This is a genomic window from Pseudomonas sp. PvP027, from assembly GCF_017833005.1.
Lineage (GTDB): Bacteria > Pseudomonadota > Gammaproteobacteria > Pseudomonadales > Pseudomonadaceae > Aquipseudomonas > Aquipseudomonas congelans.
This window is the reverse complement of record NZ_JAFIBK010000001.1, coordinates 973,903-992,602: the sequence shown is the minus strand read 5'-3', so window position 1 is coordinate 992,602 and position 18,700 is coordinate 973,903. Positions and strand designations below refer to the sequence as shown.

19 protein-coding genes are annotated in these 18,700 nt (G+C 61.2%); 13 read left to right on the top strand and 6 right to left on the bottom strand.

Annotated features, from left to right (window positions below; genetic code table 11):
- The first annotated feature begins 246 nt into the window (after window positions 1-246).
- The 5 genes from JOE33_RS03905 (at window position 247) to JOE33_RS03885 (ending at window position 5,826) form a co-directional block, all read left to right on the top strand.
- Window positions 247-1,164, top strand: a complete 918-nt coding sequence (locus JOE33_RS03905) for an AAA family ATPase (RefSeq protein WP_010440612.1) — start codon at window positions 247-249, stop codon at window positions 1,162-1,164.
- Entirely contained in the window at window positions 1,134-2,117 is a 984-nt protein-coding gene (locus JOE33_RS03900) for a DUF58 domain-containing protein (protein ID WP_122528665.1), read from the top strand. Before JOE33_RS03905 ends, JOE33_RS03900 begins: the two co-directional genes overlap by 31 nt.
- Window positions 2,114-4,123, top strand: a complete 2,010-nt coding sequence (locus JOE33_RS03895) for a DUF3488 and transglutaminase-like domain-containing protein (protein WP_010440614.1) — start codon at window positions 2,114-2,116, stop codon at window positions 4,121-4,123. The genes JOE33_RS03900 and JOE33_RS03895 overlap by 4 nt, the downstream gene beginning before the upstream one ends.
- A gap of 33 nt (window positions 4,124-4,156) precedes the next feature.
- Complete coding sequence (locus JOE33_RS03890; protein WP_010440615.1) at window positions 4,157-4,909, top strand: CHAD domain-containing protein; 753 nt, start codon at window positions 4,157-4,159, stop codon at window positions 4,907-4,909.
- A gap of 119 nt (window positions 4,910-5,028) precedes the next feature.
- Window positions 5,029-5,826, top strand: coding sequence for a thioesterase family protein (locus tag JOE33_RS03885; protein ID WP_187625708.1), 798 nt, complete (start codon window positions 5,029-5,031; stop codon window positions 5,824-5,826).
- Between the two features lie 12 nt (window positions 5,827-5,838).
- On the opposite strand, the gene JOE33_RS03880 is transcribed toward JOE33_RS03885, so the two are convergent.
- The 3 genes from JOE33_RS03880 to JOE33_RS03870 all read right to left on the bottom strand — a co-directional run bounded on the left by JOE33_RS03880 (window position 5,839) and on the right by JOE33_RS03870 (window position 8,588).
- Window positions 5,839-6,081 (bottom strand): hypothetical protein, encoded by a 243-nt coding sequence (locus tag JOE33_RS03880; RefSeq protein ID WP_187625707.1) that lies wholly within the window; start codon window positions 6,079-6,081, stop codon window positions 5,839-5,841.
- Between the two features lie 107 nt (window positions 6,082-6,188).
- Window positions 6,189-7,664: a methyl-accepting chemotaxis protein gene (locus tag JOE33_RS03875; protein ID WP_187625706.1), complete on the bottom strand. Its 1,476-nt coding sequence runs from the start codon at window positions 7,662-7,664 to the stop codon at window positions 6,189-6,191.
- Window positions 7,665-7,748: 84 nt separating this feature from the next.
- Window positions 7,749-8,588 carry a TatD family hydrolase gene (locus tag JOE33_RS03870; RefSeq protein ID WP_122693813.1) on the bottom strand — a complete coding sequence of 280 codons (840 nt, stop codon included), beginning with the start codon at window positions 8,586-8,588 and terminating at the stop codon, window positions 7,749-7,751.
- Between the two features lie 180 nt (window positions 8,589-8,768).
- Between JOE33_RS03870 and JOE33_RS03865 the strand changes: the two genes are divergently transcribed.
- From JOE33_RS03865 to greB, 5 genes are all read left to right on the top strand, one after another.
- On the top strand, window positions 8,769-10,190 hold the full coding sequence (locus JOE33_RS03865) for a transglycosylase SLT domain-containing protein (RefSeq protein ID WP_122578534.1): 1,422 nt from the start codon (window positions 8,769-8,771) through the stop codon (window positions 10,188-10,190).
- A 112-nt stretch (window positions 10,191-10,302) separates the two neighbouring features.
- Entirely contained in the window at window positions 10,303-10,737 is a 435-nt protein-coding gene (locus tag JOE33_RS03860; RefSeq protein ID WP_010440626.1) for a DoxX family protein, read from the top strand.
- Window positions 10,738-10,981: 244 nt separating this feature from the next.
- Window positions 10,982-11,290: a hypothetical protein gene (locus tag JOE33_RS03855; RefSeq protein ID WP_010440628.1), complete on the top strand. Its 309-nt coding sequence runs from the start codon at window positions 10,982-10,984 to the stop codon at window positions 11,288-11,290.
- A 103-nt stretch (window positions 11,291-11,393) separates the two neighbouring features.
- Window positions 11,394-11,723 (top strand): hypothetical protein, encoded by a 330-nt coding sequence (locus JOE33_RS03850; RefSeq protein ID WP_010440631.1) that lies wholly within the window; start codon window positions 11,394-11,396, stop codon window positions 11,721-11,723.
- Between the two features lie 47 nt (window positions 11,724-11,770).
- A complete protein-coding gene (greB, locus tag JOE33_RS03845) occupies window positions 11,771-12,244 on the top strand; it encodes a transcription elongation factor GreB (RefSeq protein ID WP_010440634.1) in 474 nt (157 codons plus the stop codon).
- Between the two features lie 195 nt (window positions 12,245-12,439).
- Here greB and JOE33_RS03840 read toward each other — a convergent pair whose 3' ends face one another.
- Window positions 12,440-14,956: an ABC transporter permease gene (locus tag JOE33_RS03840; RefSeq protein WP_187625705.1), complete on the bottom strand. Its 2,517-nt coding sequence runs from the start codon at window positions 14,954-14,956 to the stop codon at window positions 12,440-12,442.
- Complete coding sequence (locus JOE33_RS03835; RefSeq protein WP_003406778.1) at window positions 14,956-15,639, bottom strand: ABC transporter ATP-binding protein; 684 nt, start codon at window positions 15,637-15,639, stop codon at window positions 14,956-14,958. The genes JOE33_RS03840 and JOE33_RS03835 overlap by 1 nt, the downstream gene beginning before the upstream one ends.
- Before the next feature lie 10 nt (window positions 15,640-15,649).
- Between JOE33_RS03835 and JOE33_RS03830 the strand changes: the two genes are divergently transcribed.
- The 3 genes from JOE33_RS03830 (at window position 15,650) to JOE33_RS03820 (ending at window position 17,671) form a co-directional block, all read left to right on the top strand.
- On the top strand, window positions 15,650-16,255 hold the full coding sequence (locus tag JOE33_RS03830; RefSeq protein ID WP_010440639.1) for an arylesterase: 606 nt from the start codon (window positions 15,650-15,652) through the stop codon (window positions 16,253-16,255).
- A 56-nt stretch (window positions 16,256-16,311) separates the two neighbouring features.
- The gene (locus tag JOE33_RS03825) at window positions 16,312-16,593 is read left to right on the top strand and encodes a hypothetical protein (RefSeq protein WP_003315714.1); all 282 of its coding nucleotides are present in this window, start codon (window positions 16,312-16,314) and stop codon (window positions 16,591-16,593) included.
- Window positions 16,594-16,705: 112 nt separating this feature from the next.
- Window positions 16,706-17,671 (top strand): L,D-transpeptidase family protein, encoded by a 966-nt coding sequence (locus JOE33_RS03820; RefSeq protein ID WP_003423665.1) that lies wholly within the window; start codon window positions 16,706-16,708, stop codon window positions 17,669-17,671.
- A gap of 660 nt (window positions 17,672-18,331) precedes the next feature.
- On the opposite strand, the gene JOE33_RS03815 is transcribed toward JOE33_RS03820, so the two are convergent.
- Window positions 18,332-18,583 carry an Lpp/OprI family alanine-zipper lipoprotein gene (locus tag JOE33_RS03815; protein WP_003347084.1) on the bottom strand — a complete coding sequence of 84 codons (252 nt, stop codon included), beginning with the start codon at window positions 18,581-18,583 and terminating at the stop codon, window positions 18,332-18,334.
- Between the last annotated feature and the right edge of the window lie 117 nt (window positions 18,584-18,700).

The window sequence follows — 18,700 nt, the reverse complement described above, 5'->3', positions numbered from 1 at the left end:
CCATCGTGGTCGAAAAGCGCTTTAGAGCAATTGGGCTAAAGGCACGGCTCGGGAACTGATGATTATCGTCCCCAGGCTCCGCGTGGGGATGCCGTTCGTGACGCTCCGCGTCACAAATCTTCAGCCTGGCGAGACAGTAGGCCTAACCAACTCTGGCGAAACGGCCTACGCTCACTTTAAAGTGTTCGGACACTAGCATCGCTTGCAGTCCCACAGTCATGACGCAGTTGCCGGAAGGGGCTTTTGATGGGTAGAAAACTCGATGCGTGCCTGAGCGCGATCAATGAAGTGGTGCTGGGCAAGGAGGCGCAGGTACGGTTGGCGATGACGTGTCTGATCGGTGGCGGGCATTTGCTGATCGAGGACTTGCCGGGGATGGGCAAGACCACCCTGAGTCATGCGCTGGCGAAAATTCTCGGTCTGAGTTATCAGCGCATTCAGTTCACTTCTGACTTGCTGCCGGGTGACATTCTGGGGACTTCGGTATTTGATCGGGACAGTGGCCAGTTCACTTTTCACCCGGGGCCGATTTTCGCCGAGCTGGTGCTCGCCGACGAGATCAACCGCGCCACGCCCAAGAGCCAGAGCGCGTTGCTGGAAGCCATGGAAGAAGGGCAGGTGTCCATCGAAGGCGCGACGCGTCTGTTGCCCGATCCATTCTTTGTGATTGCGACTCAGAACCCGTTCAGTTCCGGCGGCACTTTTGCCTTGCCCGAGTCGCAACTGGACAGGTTCATGATGCGCATTTCCATGGGCTACCCGGCCAGAGCCGCAGAGAAAGCCTTGCTGCTGGGCGAGTCGCGACGCGAGCTGTTGCCGCGTCTGCAACCGATTCTGGATCACGCCCTGCTTGGTCAGCTTCAGGCGCAGGCGCGGCAGGTGCGCGCGAGTGACGCGCTGGTTGATTATGTCCTGCGACTGGTCGAGGCGACGCGCAGTCAGCCGCAGTTCGCCTACGGACTTTCACCCAGGGCGAGCCTGGCGGTTCTGGCTGCAGCACGGGCGTGGGCGATGTTGCTGGGGCGTGAGTATGTGATTCCCGAGGACGTGCAGGCGGTGCTGCCATCGGTGATCGGCCACCGCTTGCGTGAACGCAGCGATCCGACCGGGCATGGCGGCGGTGCGCTGGTGCAGTGGCTGTTGCGCGAGGTGCCCGCGCTTTGATCGAACCGCTCAAACCGCTCTGGCAACGCTGGCTGTCGAGGCGAATTCCTCCAGCGTCACGCGTTACCCTCGACCACCGGCGCATTTTCATCATGCCGACACGCACCGGCATGATTTACGCATTAGTGCTGGTGCTCATGCTGCTGGTGGCGATCAATTATCAGAACAGCCTGGCCTACGGGTTGACCTTTCTACTGCTGTCGATAGGCGTGCTGGCCATTCTGCACACTTACCGCAACGTCAGCGGTCTGATTCTGAGTGCAGGCGTGGCGCGTTCGGTATTCGTCGGCGAGCCGGTGCAATTGCGCCTGCGTCTGGAAAGTGCCGGTCAGGCTCACCATGCATTGGGGTTGGGTTGGAGCGCGACAGCGTTGCAGTCAGGCGACGTACTGCCCAGGGCGCTGACCGACCTGGAACTGACTCTGCCCGCCGAAAAGCGCGGCTGGCTGCATGCGCCGAGGCTGCGGATCGAGAGCGTGTTTCCGCTGGGCATCTTTCGCGCCTGGAGCTGGCTCGACCTGGAGCTGAGCGCCTTGATCTATCCTCGGCCATTGTCCGGGACCATGCCGCTGCTCAAGGGCGTGCAACCGCATGCCGAGGACGATGGCCATGCCACTCAAGGGGCCGGCGTCGATGATTATCAGGGCCTGCGCAGCTACCAGCCGGGTGACAATCGCAGTCGTCTGCACTGGAAAGCGTATTCCCGCGGGCAGGGGCTGCTGATCAAGGATTTCACCGACCTCAGTGGTCATGACCTGTGCCTGGACTTCATGGCGCTGGGCGGGGGTATCGAGGAGCGTCTGTCGCGCCTGTGTTATTGGGTGCTGGAGCTGTCGCAGCGGCAGCAGCCGTTTGCCCTGCGGCTGCCGGGCTTTCTGTCGGCGGTGGACAGCGGTGATGCGCACCGCGAAGTCTGCCTGCGCGCCCTTGCGCTGTACGGCCATCGATCATGAACGCCAAGGTCAAGGCAGTTGCCGCCACGCCCATTCCGCGTGTCAGCCTTACCTGGCTGCTGGTAGCGCAGGCACTGGTGGTGTTGCCGTTCGCGTTGCATGTCCCGGTGTCGATCATGATCCTCTGGCTCGGTTGCACGGTGTGGCGCGTTCAGGCGTTCAGGATGCGCGTGCGATTGCCCGGCACCTGGGTCAAGTCCGGGTTGCTGGTAGGCACCGCAGGTGGCGTTTATCTGGCACGCGGCAGCCTGGTCGGGCTGGATGCAGGGGCTGCGTTACTGGTGGCCGCATTCGTTCTGAAAATGCTGGAAATGAACAATCGCCGTGACGCGCGCGTGCTGATTTTTCTCGGCTTCTTCTGCGTGGCGGTCGGCTATCTGTTTGAAGACAACCTGCTGTGGGCGCTCTTCAGTCTGCTGCCGGTCGGCGCACTGCTGGCAGCGCTGATCGGCCTGCAACACTCGGACCTGGCCAGCAGGTCGGCGGACACGCTCAAGCTGGCATTCAAGCTGATGGCGCAGGCACTGCCGTTGATGCTCCTGCTGTTTCTGTTCTTTCCGCGTCTGGACCCCCTCTGGTCGCTGCCGCAGCCGAGCAACAAAGGCGTCACCGGCCTCTCGGACAACATGGCACCCGGCGACATGGCGGAGCTGAGCAAATCGCCCGCGCTGGTGTTTCGCGCCAGTTTTGAAGGGCCGATCCCGGCGCGCAATCAGCTGTACTGGCGCGGTCTGACCCTTGAGCAGTTCGATGGGCGTCGCTGGTCGCAGTCGGCCCGCGCCCAGACCGTACAGATTGCGCAGTGGGAGAAGCGCGGTGAGCCGTTGGTCTACAGCGTTGTCATGGAAGCCAGCGGCCGGCCCTGGTTGCCGAGCCTCGACGTGGCAGAAACCACGTTGCCGGACGTGCGGCAGATGAGCGACTTCCGCCTGCAGCGCAGACGCCCCGTCGAGCAGTCGCTGTTGTACGCCGTCAACTCATGGCCGCAGAGTGTCCGTGATCCGCTGTCCAGCGAGCAGATCCAGCGTCAGGACCTGCAATTGCCTGCCAAGGGCAACGATCAGGCGCGGCAATGGGCCGATGAACTGCGCCGCCGCTACGCCACTCCTGACGCCATGGTCACGGCGATGCTCGGCTACTTCAGCGATCAGCCGTTTCACTACACCCTCAAGCCGGTGCCACTGGGCAATGACAGCATCGATGAATTCCTGTTTGCCAGTCGTCAGGGTTTTTGCGCCCACTACGCCGGTGCCATGACCTTTGTCCTGCGCGCGGCGGGCATTCCGGCACGGGTGGTGGCCGGGTATCAGGGCGGCGAAGTGAACCCTGACGGGCAGTACCTGACTGTCCGCCAGTTCGACGCGCATGCCTGGGTGGAATACTGGCAGCCGGGCGTGGGCTGGCGCAGCGTCGACCCGACTGCAGCCGTGGCGCCGCAACGTATCGAGCAAGGTCTGGAGCAGGCGCTGGCGGCGGACGAAGCGTTTCTGCAGGATTCGCCCTATTCAGCGTTGCGCTACCGTAACGTGCCTTGGGTCAACGCCCTGCGCCTCAGTTGGGATAACCTTAATTACGGCTGGCAGCGCTGGGTGCTGGGCTATCAGGGACAACAGCAGTTACAAATTCTCGGCCGCTGGTTTTCAGGGTTCCAGGCGCCGGCTTTTATCCTGGGGACCCTGTTTTCACTGGGCCTGGTGGCGTTATGGCTGTTCAAACCCTGGCAACGCGAAAGCGACTCGCAACTGCGCGTGTTCAACGCCTTTGAACGCTTGCTCGCCCGCCATGGTCTGCGTCGTATGCCGGGTGAAGGCGCTGACGCATTCTGCCGCAGGGCGGTGCTCCATTTTCCGCAGCATGCCGAGGCCATTGAAGGTTTCATCCGCGAATTTCAGGCGCAGCGCTACGCTGGGCGGCTGGCCTCGGCAAGCCGCTTGAGGCAGGCACTGAGTACACTGCGCCGTGGTCTGCCATGGAGGTTGTCAGCCGTCAGGGACAGGCATTCATGAATCAGTATGTCGAAGGGGAATTGCATGTCTTCAATGGTGGATCATCTGGTCGCCGAAGTGCTGGCGCTGGATGTCAAATTGCTCGCGTGTCAGGCACGTCTTGCCGTTTCGACTGACAGCGAAGCGCTGCACGATTTACGTACCACGGTGCGCCGTCTGCGCAGCGTACTGCGGCCCCTGCGGGAAAATCCGAGTGCGGCAGAGCTGGAAGAGGCGGCCAAGGCGGTCGGCCAACTGACCACGCCGCTGCGTGACATGCAGGTGCTCGCCGGGTTTCTTGAAGAGCAGGGTTTGAACGAGGCCGCGTTTACACGCAACCGCTACCTGGAAACCGCCTGCCCAAAGGTCGCCAGCTCGCCCGAGTTGACCCGTCTGCTCAAGCTGATTGACCGGTTCCCGGAAATGCTGCGCCTGCAGCAGCGCCAGGGCATGTTGCGTGGCCTGCGCAAGACCATCGAAAAGCGCATGGACAAGCAATGGCACAAGCTGCGTGTGGCCATCGCCGAGCCCGGGCACGATCGGCATGACCTGCGTTTGCTGATCAAGCGCGTGCGATACGCTGCCGAAGCCTATCCGCAACTCAGCCATCAGCCCAAAAATATGCGCGCCCGGCTCAAATCCGCACAAGGCGAACTGGGCGACTGGCACGATCATCTGCAATGGCTGGCGCAGGCTGCGGAGCAACCCGATCTGGCACTCTGCATACCGGGCTGGCAAATCGGCATAGTCCGTGCCGAACGCAAGGCCGAAGCGTCGCTGAAACGCTTGGCCAAGGCCTGCTTCTGATCCGGTAATTTGTCGTGAGGCAAGTCATTCAGGCCGCAAAAATGGCCATTATGCGGCCTGTCGTCAACTAAGAGGATGGTTATCATCCATCCCCTTGTGTGTTGACGTGTGGAGTGAGCATGACCTTTTCCGAACTGATCGATGCGCTGCGTCGTGATCCGCGCTCTGTCACGATCCCTGCCGAATGGTCGCAGGGGCGTGCCTGCTTTGGCGGGCTGATGGCTGCGCTGACCTACGAAGCGATGCGTGCAGAGGTGCCCGAAGGGCGGCCGGTTCGCTCGCTGGCAATTACCTTTGTCGGGCCGGCTGCCCCCGAAGTGCCAATCGCTTTCGAGGTCGACATCCTGCGCCATGGCAAAGCAGTCAGTCAGGTGCTTGGACGCGCTATGCAGAACGGTCAGGTGATGACCCTGATACAAGGCAGCTTCGGTGCCCCTCGGGAATCAATGATCACCTTTGCCGCAGAGGCCGCGCCGCTCCTCAAACCGGTGGAAGAATGCCCGGACCTGCCTTTCGCCAGCGGCGTGATGCCTGATTACCTGCGTTTCATGGATATCCGCTGGGCGTTGGGCGGCATGCCGTTCAGCAATACCCCATCACCGGCGATTGGCGGCTACGTGCGCTTTCGCGATGAACCGCACGCCACGCCCATGAGCGAAGCGCACATTCTGGCCCTGGTGGACACCTGGCCGCCTGCGGTGTTGCCGCACCTGGACAAGCCGGCACCCGGCAGTTCACTGACCTGGACCATTGAGTTCGTCCAGCCCCAGCCGTCGCTCGATACCCAGCAGTGGTGCAGCTACCGCGCAGTCATCGAGCATGCCCGCGATGGCTATGGTCATACCGCCGCGGCATTGTGGAGCCCCGACGGCGAGCTGATCGCAATCAGTCGCCAGACGGTCACCGTGTTTGGCTGACCGGTATCCTCATCAAGGCTTGCGAGCGGCCCGCGCGGCGTCCTGACGCTGGAAACCCAGCGCCGCCACCAGGCCGATCACGCCGATGGCAACCGATGAAAGGCTTTCGGAAAACAGGCCGTTGAGGATCAGCAGGGCCGCCAGAATGAACAGCGGTACGGCGATCAGGTACAGGGCCAGACTGGTCGAGTGCTCCTGACTATTGTTGCTGTCACGCCATTGATTCAACTGCAGATCGGAAAGTGGCTTGTTCATGATGCGGTCCTCTTCAGGTAACGCGTAAAGCGTCGTTCAATGCCTGAAGGGTAGGCCCGCGCGCAGGTGGCTGACGAGTCAAGCCTGTCTATCGCGGTGATAGCCTGTTACAGCTTGAGTTGGCCTATGGCGGCATTCAGTTCGCCTGCCAGCGTGGCCAGTTCGTCACTGGTGCTGGCCGAGTCAACCGTCTGGATCACCGTGCGTTCGGTAACATCGCGGATACTCACCACCGCACGGTTCATCTCCTCGGCGACCTGGCTCTGCTGCTGGGCAGCGACGGCGATCTGCGTGTTGCTTTCGCGCATCTGGGCCACGGCACCGGCAATCGCCGCCAGTGCATCACCGGCTTCCCGGGCCTGCTGCACGCACTCATCGGCCTTGTACGAGCTTTCCTGCATGAAATCCACGGCATCGCGGGTGCCGCTTTGCAGGGTCGAGACCATCGTGGTGATTTCATCGGTGGAGGTCTGCACCCGCTTCGCCAGATTGCGTACCTCGTCGGCGACCACGGCAAAACCCCGACCCATTTCCCCGGCGCGTGCGGCCTCGATGGCTGCGTTGAGGGCGAGCAGGTTGGTCTGCTCGGCAATGCTGTGGATGACGTTGACCATACTGTTGATCTTCTGACTGTCTTCGGCCATGCGCTGGATCATTTCCGCCGTTTGCTGCACGCCGCTGGAAAGCCCCGCGATGGACACCTGCACGCGGTCGACCACCACCTTGCCGCTGCCTGCCAGCGCGTCAGCCGTCTGCGACTGATCACGGGTGGCCGTAGCGTGCTGGGCAATGTGATGGACAGTGGCAGTCATCTCGTTGATGGCCGTCGCCACCTGATCGGTTTCGCTTTGCTGGCCGAGCATGCCCAGGCGCACCTCCTTCATGCCCGCGGCCAGATGCGCGGCGCCCTGATCGAGGCGGCCAGCAGTTTGCGAAACGGTGTTGACCACTCGCTGATAACCGGCCTGCATGGCATTGAAAGCCTTGGCCATCTGCCCGACCTCATCGTCACTGCGGTTGGGAACACGGGCAGCCAGGTCACCGCTTTTTTCCACGTGCAGCATCACATCCTTGAGCGCGTTGAGCTGGCTGAGCAGAAAGCGGATCAGCAGTTGCGAGGCACAGAGCATCAATAACATCAGCACGAAAACCGCAATCGCGTAATGCGTGAAGCGATCCAGCAGGATCTGCATGAAGGTCGGGGTGAATGCCAGTAGCGCAATCCGTTGTTCGGCGCCGCGGGTGATGATCTGCGCACCGCTCAGCCATCGATCGCCGGCGGGTTTTTCCAGCGCAACCCAGTCGCGGGCGTCAGCCAGTTCCGGCAGCGCAAGGCTATCGAAAACCGGTGTCTGGCCCTGGCGGTAAGTCAGCAATGCATCGCTGGAGGGCAGGGCAGCGTCGACGGGCCAGGCGGCGAGCAGGCGCGCCTGCGCTTGTGCTGCCTGACGCGACGCATCCGTGCGCGCCTGTTGTTCAGTTTGCATGGCGTACAGCACCAGCAACAGGGTGGTGACGAAAGCGACCGCGTTGACGGCCCAGAACTTATATTTCAGTGACAGGTTGCCAAGCCATGAGCCCATGAGTGGTCTTCTTCGGTAATCGGTTGAGATAGCAGCAAGATGCCATCACTGTGCCTCAGCCAACGAAGAGAGCCTTGATGCGGGTCAAGAAAGCTGCAGATTTTCATCCTCTGAGGTGTTCTTCAGCACTGGCAAGGCAAAAAACTGCCGTGCGCAATCGGTGCTGTGGCGTGCGAGGTCTTCCTGCGTTTCGCCTCGGTGCAAGGCCACTTCGCGCAAGACTTCCGGCAGGTATGCCGGTTCGTTGCGACCGCTTTTCGGCTTGGGGCGCAGGCTGCGTGGCAGCAGGTAGGGCGCGTCGCTTTCCAGCATCAACCGGCCGCGAGGGATGTTGCCCACCAGCGCGTGCAGGTGGGTGCCGCGTCGTTCGTCGCAGATCCAGCCGGTGATGCCGATATGCAGGTCAAGGTCCAGGTAACTGAACAGTGCAGTGCGCTCGCCGGTAAAGCAGTGCACGACCGCCGCCGGCAGGCGGTCGCGGTAGTCGCGCAGAATCTCCAGCAGCCGCTGGTTGGCGTCGCGCTCGTGGAGGAACACCGGTAATTGCAGTTCCACGGCCATGGCTAGGTGCGCCTCCAAAACCTTTTCCTGCTGGGGACGAGGCGAGAAATCGCGATTGTAATCCAGACCGCACTCACCCACGGCGCGAACGCGATTTTCCTTGAGCAGGGCATGCAACTGTTTCTCGGTGTCGCCGGTCCAATCGCTGGCTGAATGCGGGTGGATACCCGCCGTGCAGAACAGGCGTTGCGCGCTTTCATCCAGCTCGTGACACAACTGCAGCGCGTGTTCGCTGCCCTCGACACTAGTGCCGGTTACCACCAGTTGCTCGACGCCTGCGGCATAGGCGCGGTCGAGTACCGCCTGTCGCTGCGAGGCGAAGCTTGCGTTGGTCAGATTGACGCCGATGTCGATGAGTTGCATGGTGCTACCTCCAGCTGAAGGCTGTCGAGCATACCAGAGCTCTGGCCACAACAAGAAAACGCTGGGTATTCAAGCGATTGAACCTGAAGGTTCAACGATTTTCTTCGCTGCTCGATGCTGCTGCGTGACCTCAAGATTTCCTTTTTCCTGTTTCTTTCCGGCATTGCCCTGGGGAAGTGAATGATCCGATCCGCGCTTGTGTCTTTGCTGTGTCTGTTACCGCTGCTGCCCTTGCAGGTTTCTGCTCGTCAGACCGGTCCCGAGGTCGTGCAGCACACTGTGCAGGTGCGCGATTTGCCGGCGATTCGCAGCAGCAAGGTGCTGCGTGTGCTGGTCAATCAAAGTCGTAACAGCTCCGGCGACGTCAAGGGTCAGGAAATCGGTGTCGAATACCATCGCCTGCAAGCCTTCGAACAGTACCTCAACAGTCATTCCCGTGCGGGGCAGAAGGTCACGATCAAGGTCATCCCCAAGGCCAAGAACCAGCTGCTCACCGCTTTGCAGCGCGGAGAAGGCGACATGATCGCGCCCGGCGAGCTGCTCGATGTCAGCGACGCCAAGGGCATTCAGGCCAGCGCACCGATCGTTCATGACGTGCCTCTGGTGCTGGTCGGCATTCGTGGTCAGCGCAGTGTGCGGCGTGTGGATCAGTTGTCTGGAAAGACACTGAGCCTGCCCACCGGCAGTGCTGCCGACGAAGCCTTGCATCAGGTCAATCGACAACTGGAGCTGCGCAAGCTGCCCCTGGCAAAAATCGAATGGGTCGACCCCAGTCTGGCCGTCGAGGATGTACTGGAGATGGTCCAGGCCGGGATTTACCCGATGACGCTGGTCGAGCAGCCGATTGCCGAGCGCTGGGCGAGGATCATGCCCAAACTGCGCATCGAACGCGGCCTGACCCTGCCCACCCACGGAGATATCAGCTGGTTCGTACGTGACAACGCCACCCAGCTGCGCGCCAGTGTCGATGATTTCCTCAAAGACTATAAGCCGTCGGCCCAGCAGGATCAGGTGTTCGCCCAGGCGTACAAGAATACCTACAAGGTCAACAACCCGCTGGTGCGCAATAACCTGCAGCGACTGGAGCAACTGCGTCCGATGCTGCAGCGCCATGCCGATGCGCAGGGCATGGACTGGCTCGACCTGGCTGCCCTCGCGTTCAAGGAATCCAAACTCGACCCGACTGCCAAGGGCAGTGGCGGCGCGACAGGCCTGTTGCAGATCACTCCGTCGGCAGCAAAAAGCGTGGGCGTGCCGAGCATCCAGAGCGCTGACGACAACATCCGGGCCGGTTCGCGCTACATGGCGCTGATCCAGCGCAAGTATTTCTCCAGTAACCGGGTCAACGAACGCGAGCGTATGGCATTCGTCATGGCCGCCTATAACCTGGGGCCGGAACGTGTGCAGGGTATGCGCGAGGAGGCACGGCGTCGCGGGCTGAATCCGAACCAGTGGTTTTTCCAGACCGAGCGTGTGGCGATGGAGCAGGGCGGTGCCAACGTCGTGGCGTTCGTGAACAGCGTGAACAAGTACTACCTGGCCTTTGACCGCGAGCGCGACTCGCTGGAAAAGAGCGGACCGAAATCTGCGGTAAAACGCTAACTATCGATATCTTCGATTTTTATGCGCCGTTATTTGCGGTTCTTATATGAGTGAATTTGATTATCATGGCGCCACTCGCGGTTAATCACTCATCACTCACGGAAAGTCCTCCATGAACACATTGATCAAATCGGTCCTCACCACTCGCGCCGGTTACGGCCTGACCATCCTGCGCGTCATCGTCGGTATCGCGTTCATCGCGCACGGCAGCCAGAAACTGTTCGGCGCCTTCGGCGGTTATGGCCTGGAGGGCACTGCGCAGTACATGGAAAGCCTGGGCCTGACGCCGGGTTACCTGATGGCGCTGATGTCGGGCAGCGCCGAATTCTTTGGCGGTCTGGGCTTGCTGCTGGGGCTGCTGGCTCGTCCGGCTGCAATAGTGGTAATCCTGCTGTTGCTGGTGGCGATCTTTACCGTGCATATCCACAACGGCTTCTTTATGGCCAATAACGGCTACGAGTACGCGCTGGCGCTGCTCGGCGGGGCCGTGGCGGTACTCATCGAAGGAGCAGGCAAGTTGTCGCTGGACCGTATCATCGCTAGATAACCGGCTACGCTTGCTCTGCAAGGCCCGCTCTTGTAGCGGGCCTTGTGCGTTTGCAGGCACCCGCCATGAATGGCAATTGACAATGAATGGGACGTTTCTCTAGGATGCGTGCTCAAGCGCCGATTTAACAACTACTTGCGGGGCGCCTGGCAAGGCTGAAGTCTTGTCGAAATACCGCTAAAACGTTGGTTCGGTGTTGCCTCTCACCGCTGCCCAGCGGATCTTGCGAGGCAGAGAAACAACCATGAACAACCTGCGCCCCCTCATTCGTCTTTCCCCGATCAGCACGGTCTTGTCACGCAAGAATCCGAAGATCCTCCTCAGCGGCTCCCATCAGCCCACGCTGTTGCGCTATCTCGACGGCTGGCCCCGTCGGCGTGGCGGCTCCTGTGCATTTCTGATCCAGTTCGTCGAGACCCATCAGTCGCTGAGCCATTTTGCCGACGATCAGTTCGACCTCGCCGTGGTGCAATCGCCGCAGGCAGACGATGTCGGGCAGGTGATTCGTGACCTGACCCGCATTGCCCGGCAGGGCCTGATTACGCTGGGTTGAACGCCTGAGTCAGCCAATTGGCATAGAAGGCATATTGCTGGCCCCCGACGCGTGAGCGGACAGGCAAAATCGCCGCCTTATCAAAGGATTAGGTGGTTTTCGCATGCGTTTGGTCTATTGTGCTCTGGCGTGCCTGACGCTTTCCGGGCTGGCTTTTTCCGTTCAGGCCAGAAATGCGACGGAAAACGAGCGTTATCTGTGTCGTTGGGGCTCGACCATTGCGGGCGGTGCACAGGCCTCCAAGCTGTCAGGCGTTACCCGCTATGGCGCGCGGCAGAAACTGCAGGCGCGCAAGTTCGCCAAACAATGGATGCGGCCCATGGCATTGCGTATCACGGAGCAGACCTACGACAGCGAGTCGCGGCTGAAGCCCGATGCAGTGACCAAGGTCTATTACGACGGCTGCATCCAGCACGAGGTGGCGCGACGCTGAATCTTTATTGCCTGTCGAACTGATTTTCGCAGGGCTGGAGAAACTTCTTGAGTACAAAGATCATCACCCGCGACGGGCATGAAGCCCTGAAGAAAGAACTCGATTATCTGTGGCGAGAGCACCGGCCCGACATCACTCAAAAGGTTGCCTGGGCGGCATCGCTCGGGGATCGCAGCGAAAACGCCGATTATCAGTACAACAAGAAGCTGCTGCGCGAGATCGACCGACGCGTGCGCTACCTGCGCAAGCGTCTCGAAGACATGCGTGTGGTGCAGTATTCGCCGGAGCAGGAAGGGCGGGTGTTCTTCGGTGCCTGGGTCGAGATCGAGAACGAAGCGGGCGATCTCAAGAAATTCCGCATTGTCGGTTATGACGAGATCTATGGGCGCAACGACTACATCTCCATCGACTCGCCCATGGCGCGCGCCTTGCTGAAGAAGGAAGTGGGCGACGAGGTGCTGGTCAATACGCCTGAGGGCGAGAAGCTGTGGTTCGTGAATTCGATTGATTACGTGAAGTGAAGCCCCCGCGTACACGCCCCGTGGGAGCGAGCTTGCTCGCGAAGAGGCCGGTGCAGCACCCGAAATGGGGCGTCTGCACCATCGTCTTCGTGAGCAATACGGATCGCCGCCCCGGTCACTCCCCACAGGAAAGATGAGCGCCCAGCCGGACAACTCTTGTTCTTGACGCTCCGCGTCACAGACCAGTTATCAGCCTCAACCCTCGCGCAGCACGGTCAGCGGGCTGACGTTGAGTGCACGACGGGTGCCGAATACGCCTGCACCACCGACCAGCAGGGCGCCGATGACCGGGAGCAGCAGCAGCCACGGGTGCGGTTGCCATTCCAGTGAGAAGGCGTAGCGGTACAGTACGAAGCTCACCAGTTCACAACCCAGGGCCGCCAGTACGCCGCTGGCGGCCCCCAGCAACCCGAATTCGATGCGTCGTGACTTGATCAGCAGTGCTCGCTCTGCGCCCAGTGCGCGCAGCAGTGCGCCTTGCCGGATGCGTTCGTCCAGCGTGGCCTGCAATCCGGAAAACAGCACAGCGATACCGGCGGCCAGCACGAACAGCAGGACGAACTGCACGGCCAGGGTGACCTGATCGAGGATGCTGCGTACCTGTGCCAGCAGGGCTTCTACACCCAGAATGCTGATGGACGGGTAAGCGCGTGACAGCTCGACGATCTGCTTGTCCTGACCGGGTGGCAGGTAGAAGCTGGTCAGGTAGGTAGTCGGCAAGTCGGCGAGGGTGCCCGGCTGGAAAATCATGAAGAAGTTGGGCTGGAAGGTATCCCAGTTCACGTCTCTGAGGCTGGTGACCACGGCTTCGCGGGTCAGTCCGCCGACAATGAAGCTCAGGCGGTCGCCCAGTTTGATTTTCAGGCTGTCGGCCAGTTTGGCCTCGATCGAGACACCGGGCGTTGCGTCGCTTTGCCCGGCTGCAGGCAGCGCCTTCCACCAACTGCCGGCAGTCAGGGTGTTGCCCTCGGGAAGTTCGGCGGCCCAGGTCAGGCTCAGGTCGCGACGCGTGGCATTTTCACCTCGCGAATCCTTGGTCACGAAGTTACTGACCGGTTCACCGTTGATGCTGGTCAGACGTCCTGGCACCACCGGGTAAAGGGGGGCCGCGTGGGTGGACAGCTTGCTCAGGGTCTGGGCGAAGTTTTCTTTATCGGCCGGCAGTACGTTGAGCACGAAATAGTTCGGTGCATCCTTGGGCAGCTGATTTTGCCAAGTGTCGAGCAGCTCACCGCGCAGCAGCGCGATCAAGCCCATCGACAGTAGGATCAGACCGAAAGCCAGTGACTGGCCGGCAGCGGCCAGCGGGTAACGCAGCAGTTGCCCCAGGCCCAACCGCCAGGGCAGCGAGGCACCGGAGAGCAGACGGCGCAGGCTGTTGAGCGCCAGTAACAGCAGACTGCCGAGCAGCAGCGCAGCGACGATACCGCCACCCAGCAGGGCGAAGGTCAGCACCAGGTCCAGGCTCAGGCGCCACATGATCAGGCCCAGCGCGAGCAGCGCTGCGCCATACACAAGCCAGGAGCTGGCGGGGATTGGCAGCATGTCGCGGCGCAACACGCGCAGCGGCGGTACGCGACCCAGTGCAGCCAGCGGCGGCAGGGCGAAGCCGGCCAGCGCTACGAGCCCGGTGCCCATGCCGGCCAGCGCAGGCAACACACCGCCTGGCGGAACGGTCGCCGGAAGCAGATTCTGCAGCAGCGCGAACAGCCCGAGTTGTGCAAGCCAGCCCAGCAAGGCACCGCTCAGACTGGCCAGCAAGCCGATGATCGCCAGTTGCAGGCTGAACAAGGTCATCGCCTCACCGCGCGACAGTCCAAGGCAGCGCAGCAGGGCGCTGGCATCGAAGCGCCGTGCGGCGAATCGGGATGCCGACAGCGCCACGGCAACGCCCGCCAGCAAGACGGCGACCAGACTTGCCATATTCAGATAACGTTCGGCCTTGCCCAATGCGCCGCCAATCTGCTGGCTGCCATCGCGGGCGTCCTTGATTTCCTGATGCGGCTCAAGACCCGGTTCGATGGCTTTGCGGTAGGCTGCCAGTGCCTGCGGCGCGCCGCTCCACATTTCCCGATAGGTGACCCGGCTGCCCGGCTGCACCACACCGGTGGCAGCGAGGTCCTGCAGGTTTATCATCACCCGCGGCGTCAGGCTGTAGAAGTTGCCTGCCCGGTCTGGCTCATAAGTCAGTATGCGGGTCAGTTTCAAGGTTTTGGAGCCGACGTCGAGGTCGTCTCCGACCTTCAGGTCGACCGCAGGAAGCAGGCGTGCCTCGACCCAGGCTTCACCCGGTTGCGGACCGCTGCCAGCCTGTTCCGGCTGGTACAAGTCTGCGGCACTTTTCAGTTCGCCGCGCAATGGGTAAGCGTCGTCCACCGCCTTGATGCTCGACAGCTGGATACCCGCATCGGTCGCAATCACGCTGGAAAAGACCACGATCTGCGCATGCTTGAGTTGCAGGCGTTTGCCTTCTTCGACCTGCTCGGCACGCGCCGGGCTCGAGCCTTCAAGAATCAGATCGGCGCCCAGGAACTCGGTCGCCCGCAGCAGCATCGCGCCGTTCAGACGGGCGCCGAAATAACCGATGGCGGTGCTCGCCGCCACGGCGACCAGAAGGGCAAAGAACAACACCCGCAACTCTCCTGCGCGGGCATCGCGCATCAGTTGGCGGACAGCGAGGCTCAGCAGGCGGGCAAAAGGCAAACGTGCCATCAAGGCTCCAGCGGGGCGACCAGTCGGCCCCCTTCAAGACGGATCAGGCGACGGCAGCGATGCGCCAGACGCTCATCGTGAGTGACCAGCACTAGCGTGGTGTTGCGCTCCTTGTTCAGTTCGAAGAGCAGGTCGCTGATGCGTTCGCCGGTGTGACTGTCGAGGTTGCCGGTGGGTTCGTCGGCGAACAGCACGTCGGGGTCGGCAGCGAAGGCACGGGCAATGGCGACCCGTTGCTGTTCGCCACCGGACAACTGACGCGGCGTGTGGGTCAGGCGCTGGCCAAGGCCCACCCGCTCCAGCAGGTCGCGAGCCTTTTCGCGGGCGTCTTTGCGGCCTTCGAGCTCCATCGGCAGCATGACGTTTTCCAGCGCGTTCAGGCTGTCGAGCAACTGGAACGACTGAAACACGAACCCGACGTGCTCGGCCCGCACTCTGGCGCGCTGGTCTTCATCCAGTTCGCTGAGGTTGCGCCCCGAAAGGATGACCGAACCGGCGCTGGGCAGGTCCAGCCCGGCTAGCAAGCCGAGCAGGGTAGATTTGCCCGAACCGGAGGCGCCGACGATGGCCAGCGTGTCGCCCTTGTTTAGTTCCAGGGAGAGTTCGTGCAGGATGGTCAGGTCACCTTCGGTGCTGGGGACTACTTTGCTGAGGCTTTGGGCACTGAGAATACTTTCACTCATGGAGAATCCGATGCGTGCGTTGTTTTTAAGTGCTGGCCTGGGGTTACTGCTGCTGTCACAGGGCGCGTTGGCGGGCACGGTATTGATCGTTGGGGATAGTATCAGTGCGGCTTTCGGGCTGGATACCCGCGTGGGGTGGGTCAGCCTGCTGGAACAGCGTCTGAGCAAGGAGGGATTCGACGACAAGGTGGTCAATGCGTCGATCAGTGGCGACACCAGTGCAGGCGGCCAGGCGCGTCTGCCTGCGCTGCTTGCAGAGCATAAGCCGGAACTGGTTATTCTGGAGTTGGGCGGCAACGACGGCCTGCGCGGCCAGCAGCCCGCTCAATTGCAACAAAACCTTTCATCGATGATCGACCGCTCGCAGGCGGCGGGTGCCAAGGTGCTGTTGTTGGGCATGCGTATCCCGCCCAACTACGGGCCACGTTACACCAAGGCCTTTGAAGAGGTTTACAGCAACCTGGCGAAGGAGAAAAAGGTCCCCTTCGTGCCCTTCTTTCTGGAAGGTGTAGGCGGGGTTCCTGAACTGATGCAGGCTGATGGTCTGCATCCGGCGGCTACCGCTCAGGGCAAGTTGCTGGAAAATGTCTGGCCGAGCCTGAAACCGCTGCTTTGAGGCTTTCCCGGGCGGGGGCTTTCGGCTAATGTGGCGCCCCCGATCTGGAGCCCCCCATGCCGCGTCCCGCCTGGTCCCTGTATGCCTATCAAATGCTTGAACCCGATGAGCAGCTGGATCTGTTCGCCTGTCAGGAAGTGCGCGTCCATCTGATCGCTCGCCAGTTGGAGCTGGGCGGTTCGATCGACCGTACATTGTGTGGCACGTTGTTGCCGGCCCAGCCGCAAATGCGCGCCGTCGAACTGCAGGCCATGCGCGATGAGCGTCTGTGCCCCTTGTGCAAGGCCATCATGGACGCTCAGCGCAGGGGGATGAATCCGATCTGGCCTGAACTCTAGCTGTCATGACTGCCTGAATGCCGGCCGCAGATATCCCCGATCCGGCAAGTGCCGGTGTACACTCCAGTTCTTGTTTTCATCTCTATAGTCGTTACCCGAAGGATCTTCCCGGATGTTGTCGCGCATTCCAGCCGTTACCCGCTGTCTGTCGCTTGCTGCTCTGTGCGCGGCGAGCTCTGTCCATGCACTGGAGTTTCCGTTGCCGCCGCCCGGCGAAGACATCGTGGGGCAGGTGCAGGTCATCAAGGCCAAATACGAAGACACCTTCGCCGATCTGGGCACCCAATACGATCTGGGCTACCTGGAAATGATCGCTGCCAACCCTGGTGTCGATCCCTGGTTGCCGGGCGCCGGCAAGGACATCGTGCTGCCGACCCGTTTCATTCTGCCGCCGGGTCCGCGCGAAGGAATTGTCATCAACCTTGCCGAATACCGCATGTATTACTACCCCAAGGGGCAGAATGTCGTGCACACCTACCCACTGGGTGTCGGCCGTGAAGGCTGGGGTTCGCCGATCGGCGTAACCAAGGTGACGGCCAAGACGCCGAACCCGACCTGGACGCCGCCGGCCTCGATCAAGGCCGAGCATGCGGCCGATGGCGATCCGCTGCCGGACGTGGTGCCGGCTGGCCCCGATAACCCGCTGGGGCCGTTCAAGTTCGGTCTGGGGCTTTCCGGCTACCTGATCCACGGCTCGAACAAGAAGTTCGGTATCGGCATGCGCACCAGCCATGGCTGTTTCCGCATGTACAACAATAACGTGCTGGAACTGGCCGACATGGCCCCGGTCGGTACGACCGTGCGCATCATCAGCGAGCCTTACAAGTTCGGCATCAGCGGTGGCAAGGTTTACCTCGAAGCGCACACGCCGGTTGATGACCTGGGCAACCCGTCGGTGGTCGACAAGCACACTGCGGTGATCAATGCGCTGCTCAAGCGTGACGACCTGGCCAATAACCTGCGCATGAACTGGGACGTGGTACGTGATGTGGTCGCGGCCGAAGACGGCATGCCGGTGGAAATCGCAGAGCCGGGCAAAGCGCCTGCGAATGCTGAAGAACCGGTGATTTTTCAATAATCCAGCCTGCTCTTGTGCCAATGCTTTGCGTGGGCATGCAGTTCGTGACGCTCCGCGTCACACAGCGGTTATGCGATGTCAGGTAGATTGGGTTTCGACTCGGGTCACCTTTTCGCCCCTCGGCGAGTCACTTTGAAGGGGCCAAAGTGACCAAAGCCCCTGGCTCCGTTTCCGGCCCGACTTCGTCGGGTTCCTTCGCCCTGTCACTGATCCGGGGGGCGCCGCAACGGGCCATCCATGGCCCGGTGCGGCTAGCCTGGCGTCCTGCCAGGCTACCCCCGGATCAGTGCCAGGACTCAGCCGTCACTTACGTCGCACTCTGCGTTGTTCGTACCATCGTGATCGAAAAGCACGTAGGGCGGCCTCCTGCAGGCGCAGCATGACGTTGTGCTGCACTGAAGACTTGTGACGCGGAGCGTCACGAACGGCATGCCAACGCGGAGCGTCGGCACGATAATCATCCGCGTGACATCGCAGAACCGCCGTGTAACGCAGAGCGTCACGAACTGCATGCCAATGCTCCGCGTTGGCACAAATTAGTTATCTTCCTGATACAGCAGAACAGTCATTCAGGCTTTTGCAGACACTCACCCAGCCAGAAAACAGGCAAAAAAAAGCCGACCCGTTGCCGGGTCGGCTTTCAATAATCCCGGGGGATTATTACTTGCGGCTGGCTTTGTCCAACATGCGCAGAGCGCGCTCGTTGGCTTCGTCAGCAGTTTGCTGAGCTTTTTGAGCAGCAGCCATAGCTTCGTCAGCCTTGCGGTAGGCTTCGTCGGCACGTGCTTGCGAACGAGCTGCTGCGTCTTCGGTAGCTGTCAGACGAGCTTCGGTTTCTTTGGATACGCTGCTGCAACCGGTAGCCAGAACTGCGGCCAGAGCCAGAGCAGAGAATTTCAGAACGTTGTTCATCGTGTTCACCTTCAAGGAATTTTTTTTCAAATTAGTCATCTCTCGAAAATGAGAAAACGACCGGCGTACATAGTACCCATTGTTTGTAGTAAGTAAACGGACCCGGCGCAAGAAGCT

Excerpts from the sequence above, each read along its gene's own strand:
- JOE33_RS03905 (WP_010440612.1), top strand. The coding sequence starts at position 247 with ATGGGTAGAAAACTCGATGCGTGCCTGAGCGCGATCAATGAAGTGGTG.
- JOE33_RS03895 (WP_010440614.1), top strand. The coding sequence starts at position 2,114 with ATGAACGCCAAGGTCAAGGCAGTTGCCGCCACGCCCATTCCGCGTGTC.
- JOE33_RS03890 (WP_010440615.1), top strand. The coding sequence starts at position 4,157 with ATGGTGGATCATCTGGTCGCCGAAGTGCTGGCGCTGGATGTCAAATTG.
- JOE33_RS03885 (WP_187625708.1), top strand. The coding sequence starts at position 5,029 with ATGACCTTTTCCGAACTGATCGATGCGCTGCGTCGTGATCCGCGCTCT.
- JOE33_RS03880 (WP_187625707.1), bottom strand. The coding sequence starts at position 6,081 with ATGAACAAGCCACTTTCCGATCTGCAGTTGAATCAATGGCGTGACAGC.
- JOE33_RS03875 (WP_187625706.1), bottom strand. The coding sequence starts at position 7,664 with ATGGGCTCATGGCTTGGCAACCTGTCACTGAAATATAAGTTCTGGGCC.
- JOE33_RS03870 (WP_122693813.1), bottom strand. The coding sequence starts at position 8,588 with ATGCAACTCATCGACATCGGCGTCAATCTGACCAACGCAAGCTTCGCC.
- JOE33_RS03865 (WP_122578534.1), top strand. The coding sequence starts at position 8,769 with ATGATCCGATCCGCGCTTGTGTCTTTGCTGTGTCTGTTACCGCTGCTG.
- JOE33_RS03860 (WP_010440626.1), top strand. The coding sequence starts at position 10,303 with ATGAACACATTGATCAAATCGGTCCTCACCACTCGCGCCGGTTACGGC.
- JOE33_RS03855 (WP_010440628.1), top strand. The coding sequence starts at position 10,982 with ATGAACAACCTGCGCCCCCTCATTCGTCTTTCCCCGATCAGCACGGTC.
- JOE33_RS03850 (WP_010440631.1), top strand. The coding sequence starts at position 11,394 with ATGCGTTTGGTCTATTGTGCTCTGGCGTGCCTGACGCTTTCCGGGCTG.
- JOE33_RS03840 (WP_187625705.1), bottom strand. The coding sequence starts at position 14,956 with ATGGCACGTTTGCCTTTTGCCCGCCTGCTGAGCCTCGCTGTCCGCCAA.
- JOE33_RS03835 (WP_003406778.1), bottom strand. The coding sequence starts at position 15,639 with ATGAGTGAAAGTATTCTCAGTGCCCAAAGCCTCAGCAAAGTAGTCCCC.
- JOE33_RS03830 (WP_010440639.1), top strand. The coding sequence starts at position 15,650 with ATGCGTGCGTTGTTTTTAAGTGCTGGCCTGGGGTTACTGCTGCTGTCA.
- JOE33_RS03825 (WP_003315714.1), top strand. The coding sequence starts at position 16,312 with ATGCCGCGTCCCGCCTGGTCCCTGTATGCCTATCAAATGCTTGAACCC.
- JOE33_RS03820 (WP_003423665.1), top strand. The coding sequence starts at position 16,706 with ATGTTGTCGCGCATTCCAGCCGTTACCCGCTGTCTGTCGCTTGCTGCT.
- JOE33_RS03815 (WP_003347084.1), bottom strand. The coding sequence starts at position 18,583 with ATGAACAACGTTCTGAAATTCTCTGCTCTGGCTCTGGCCGCAGTTCTG.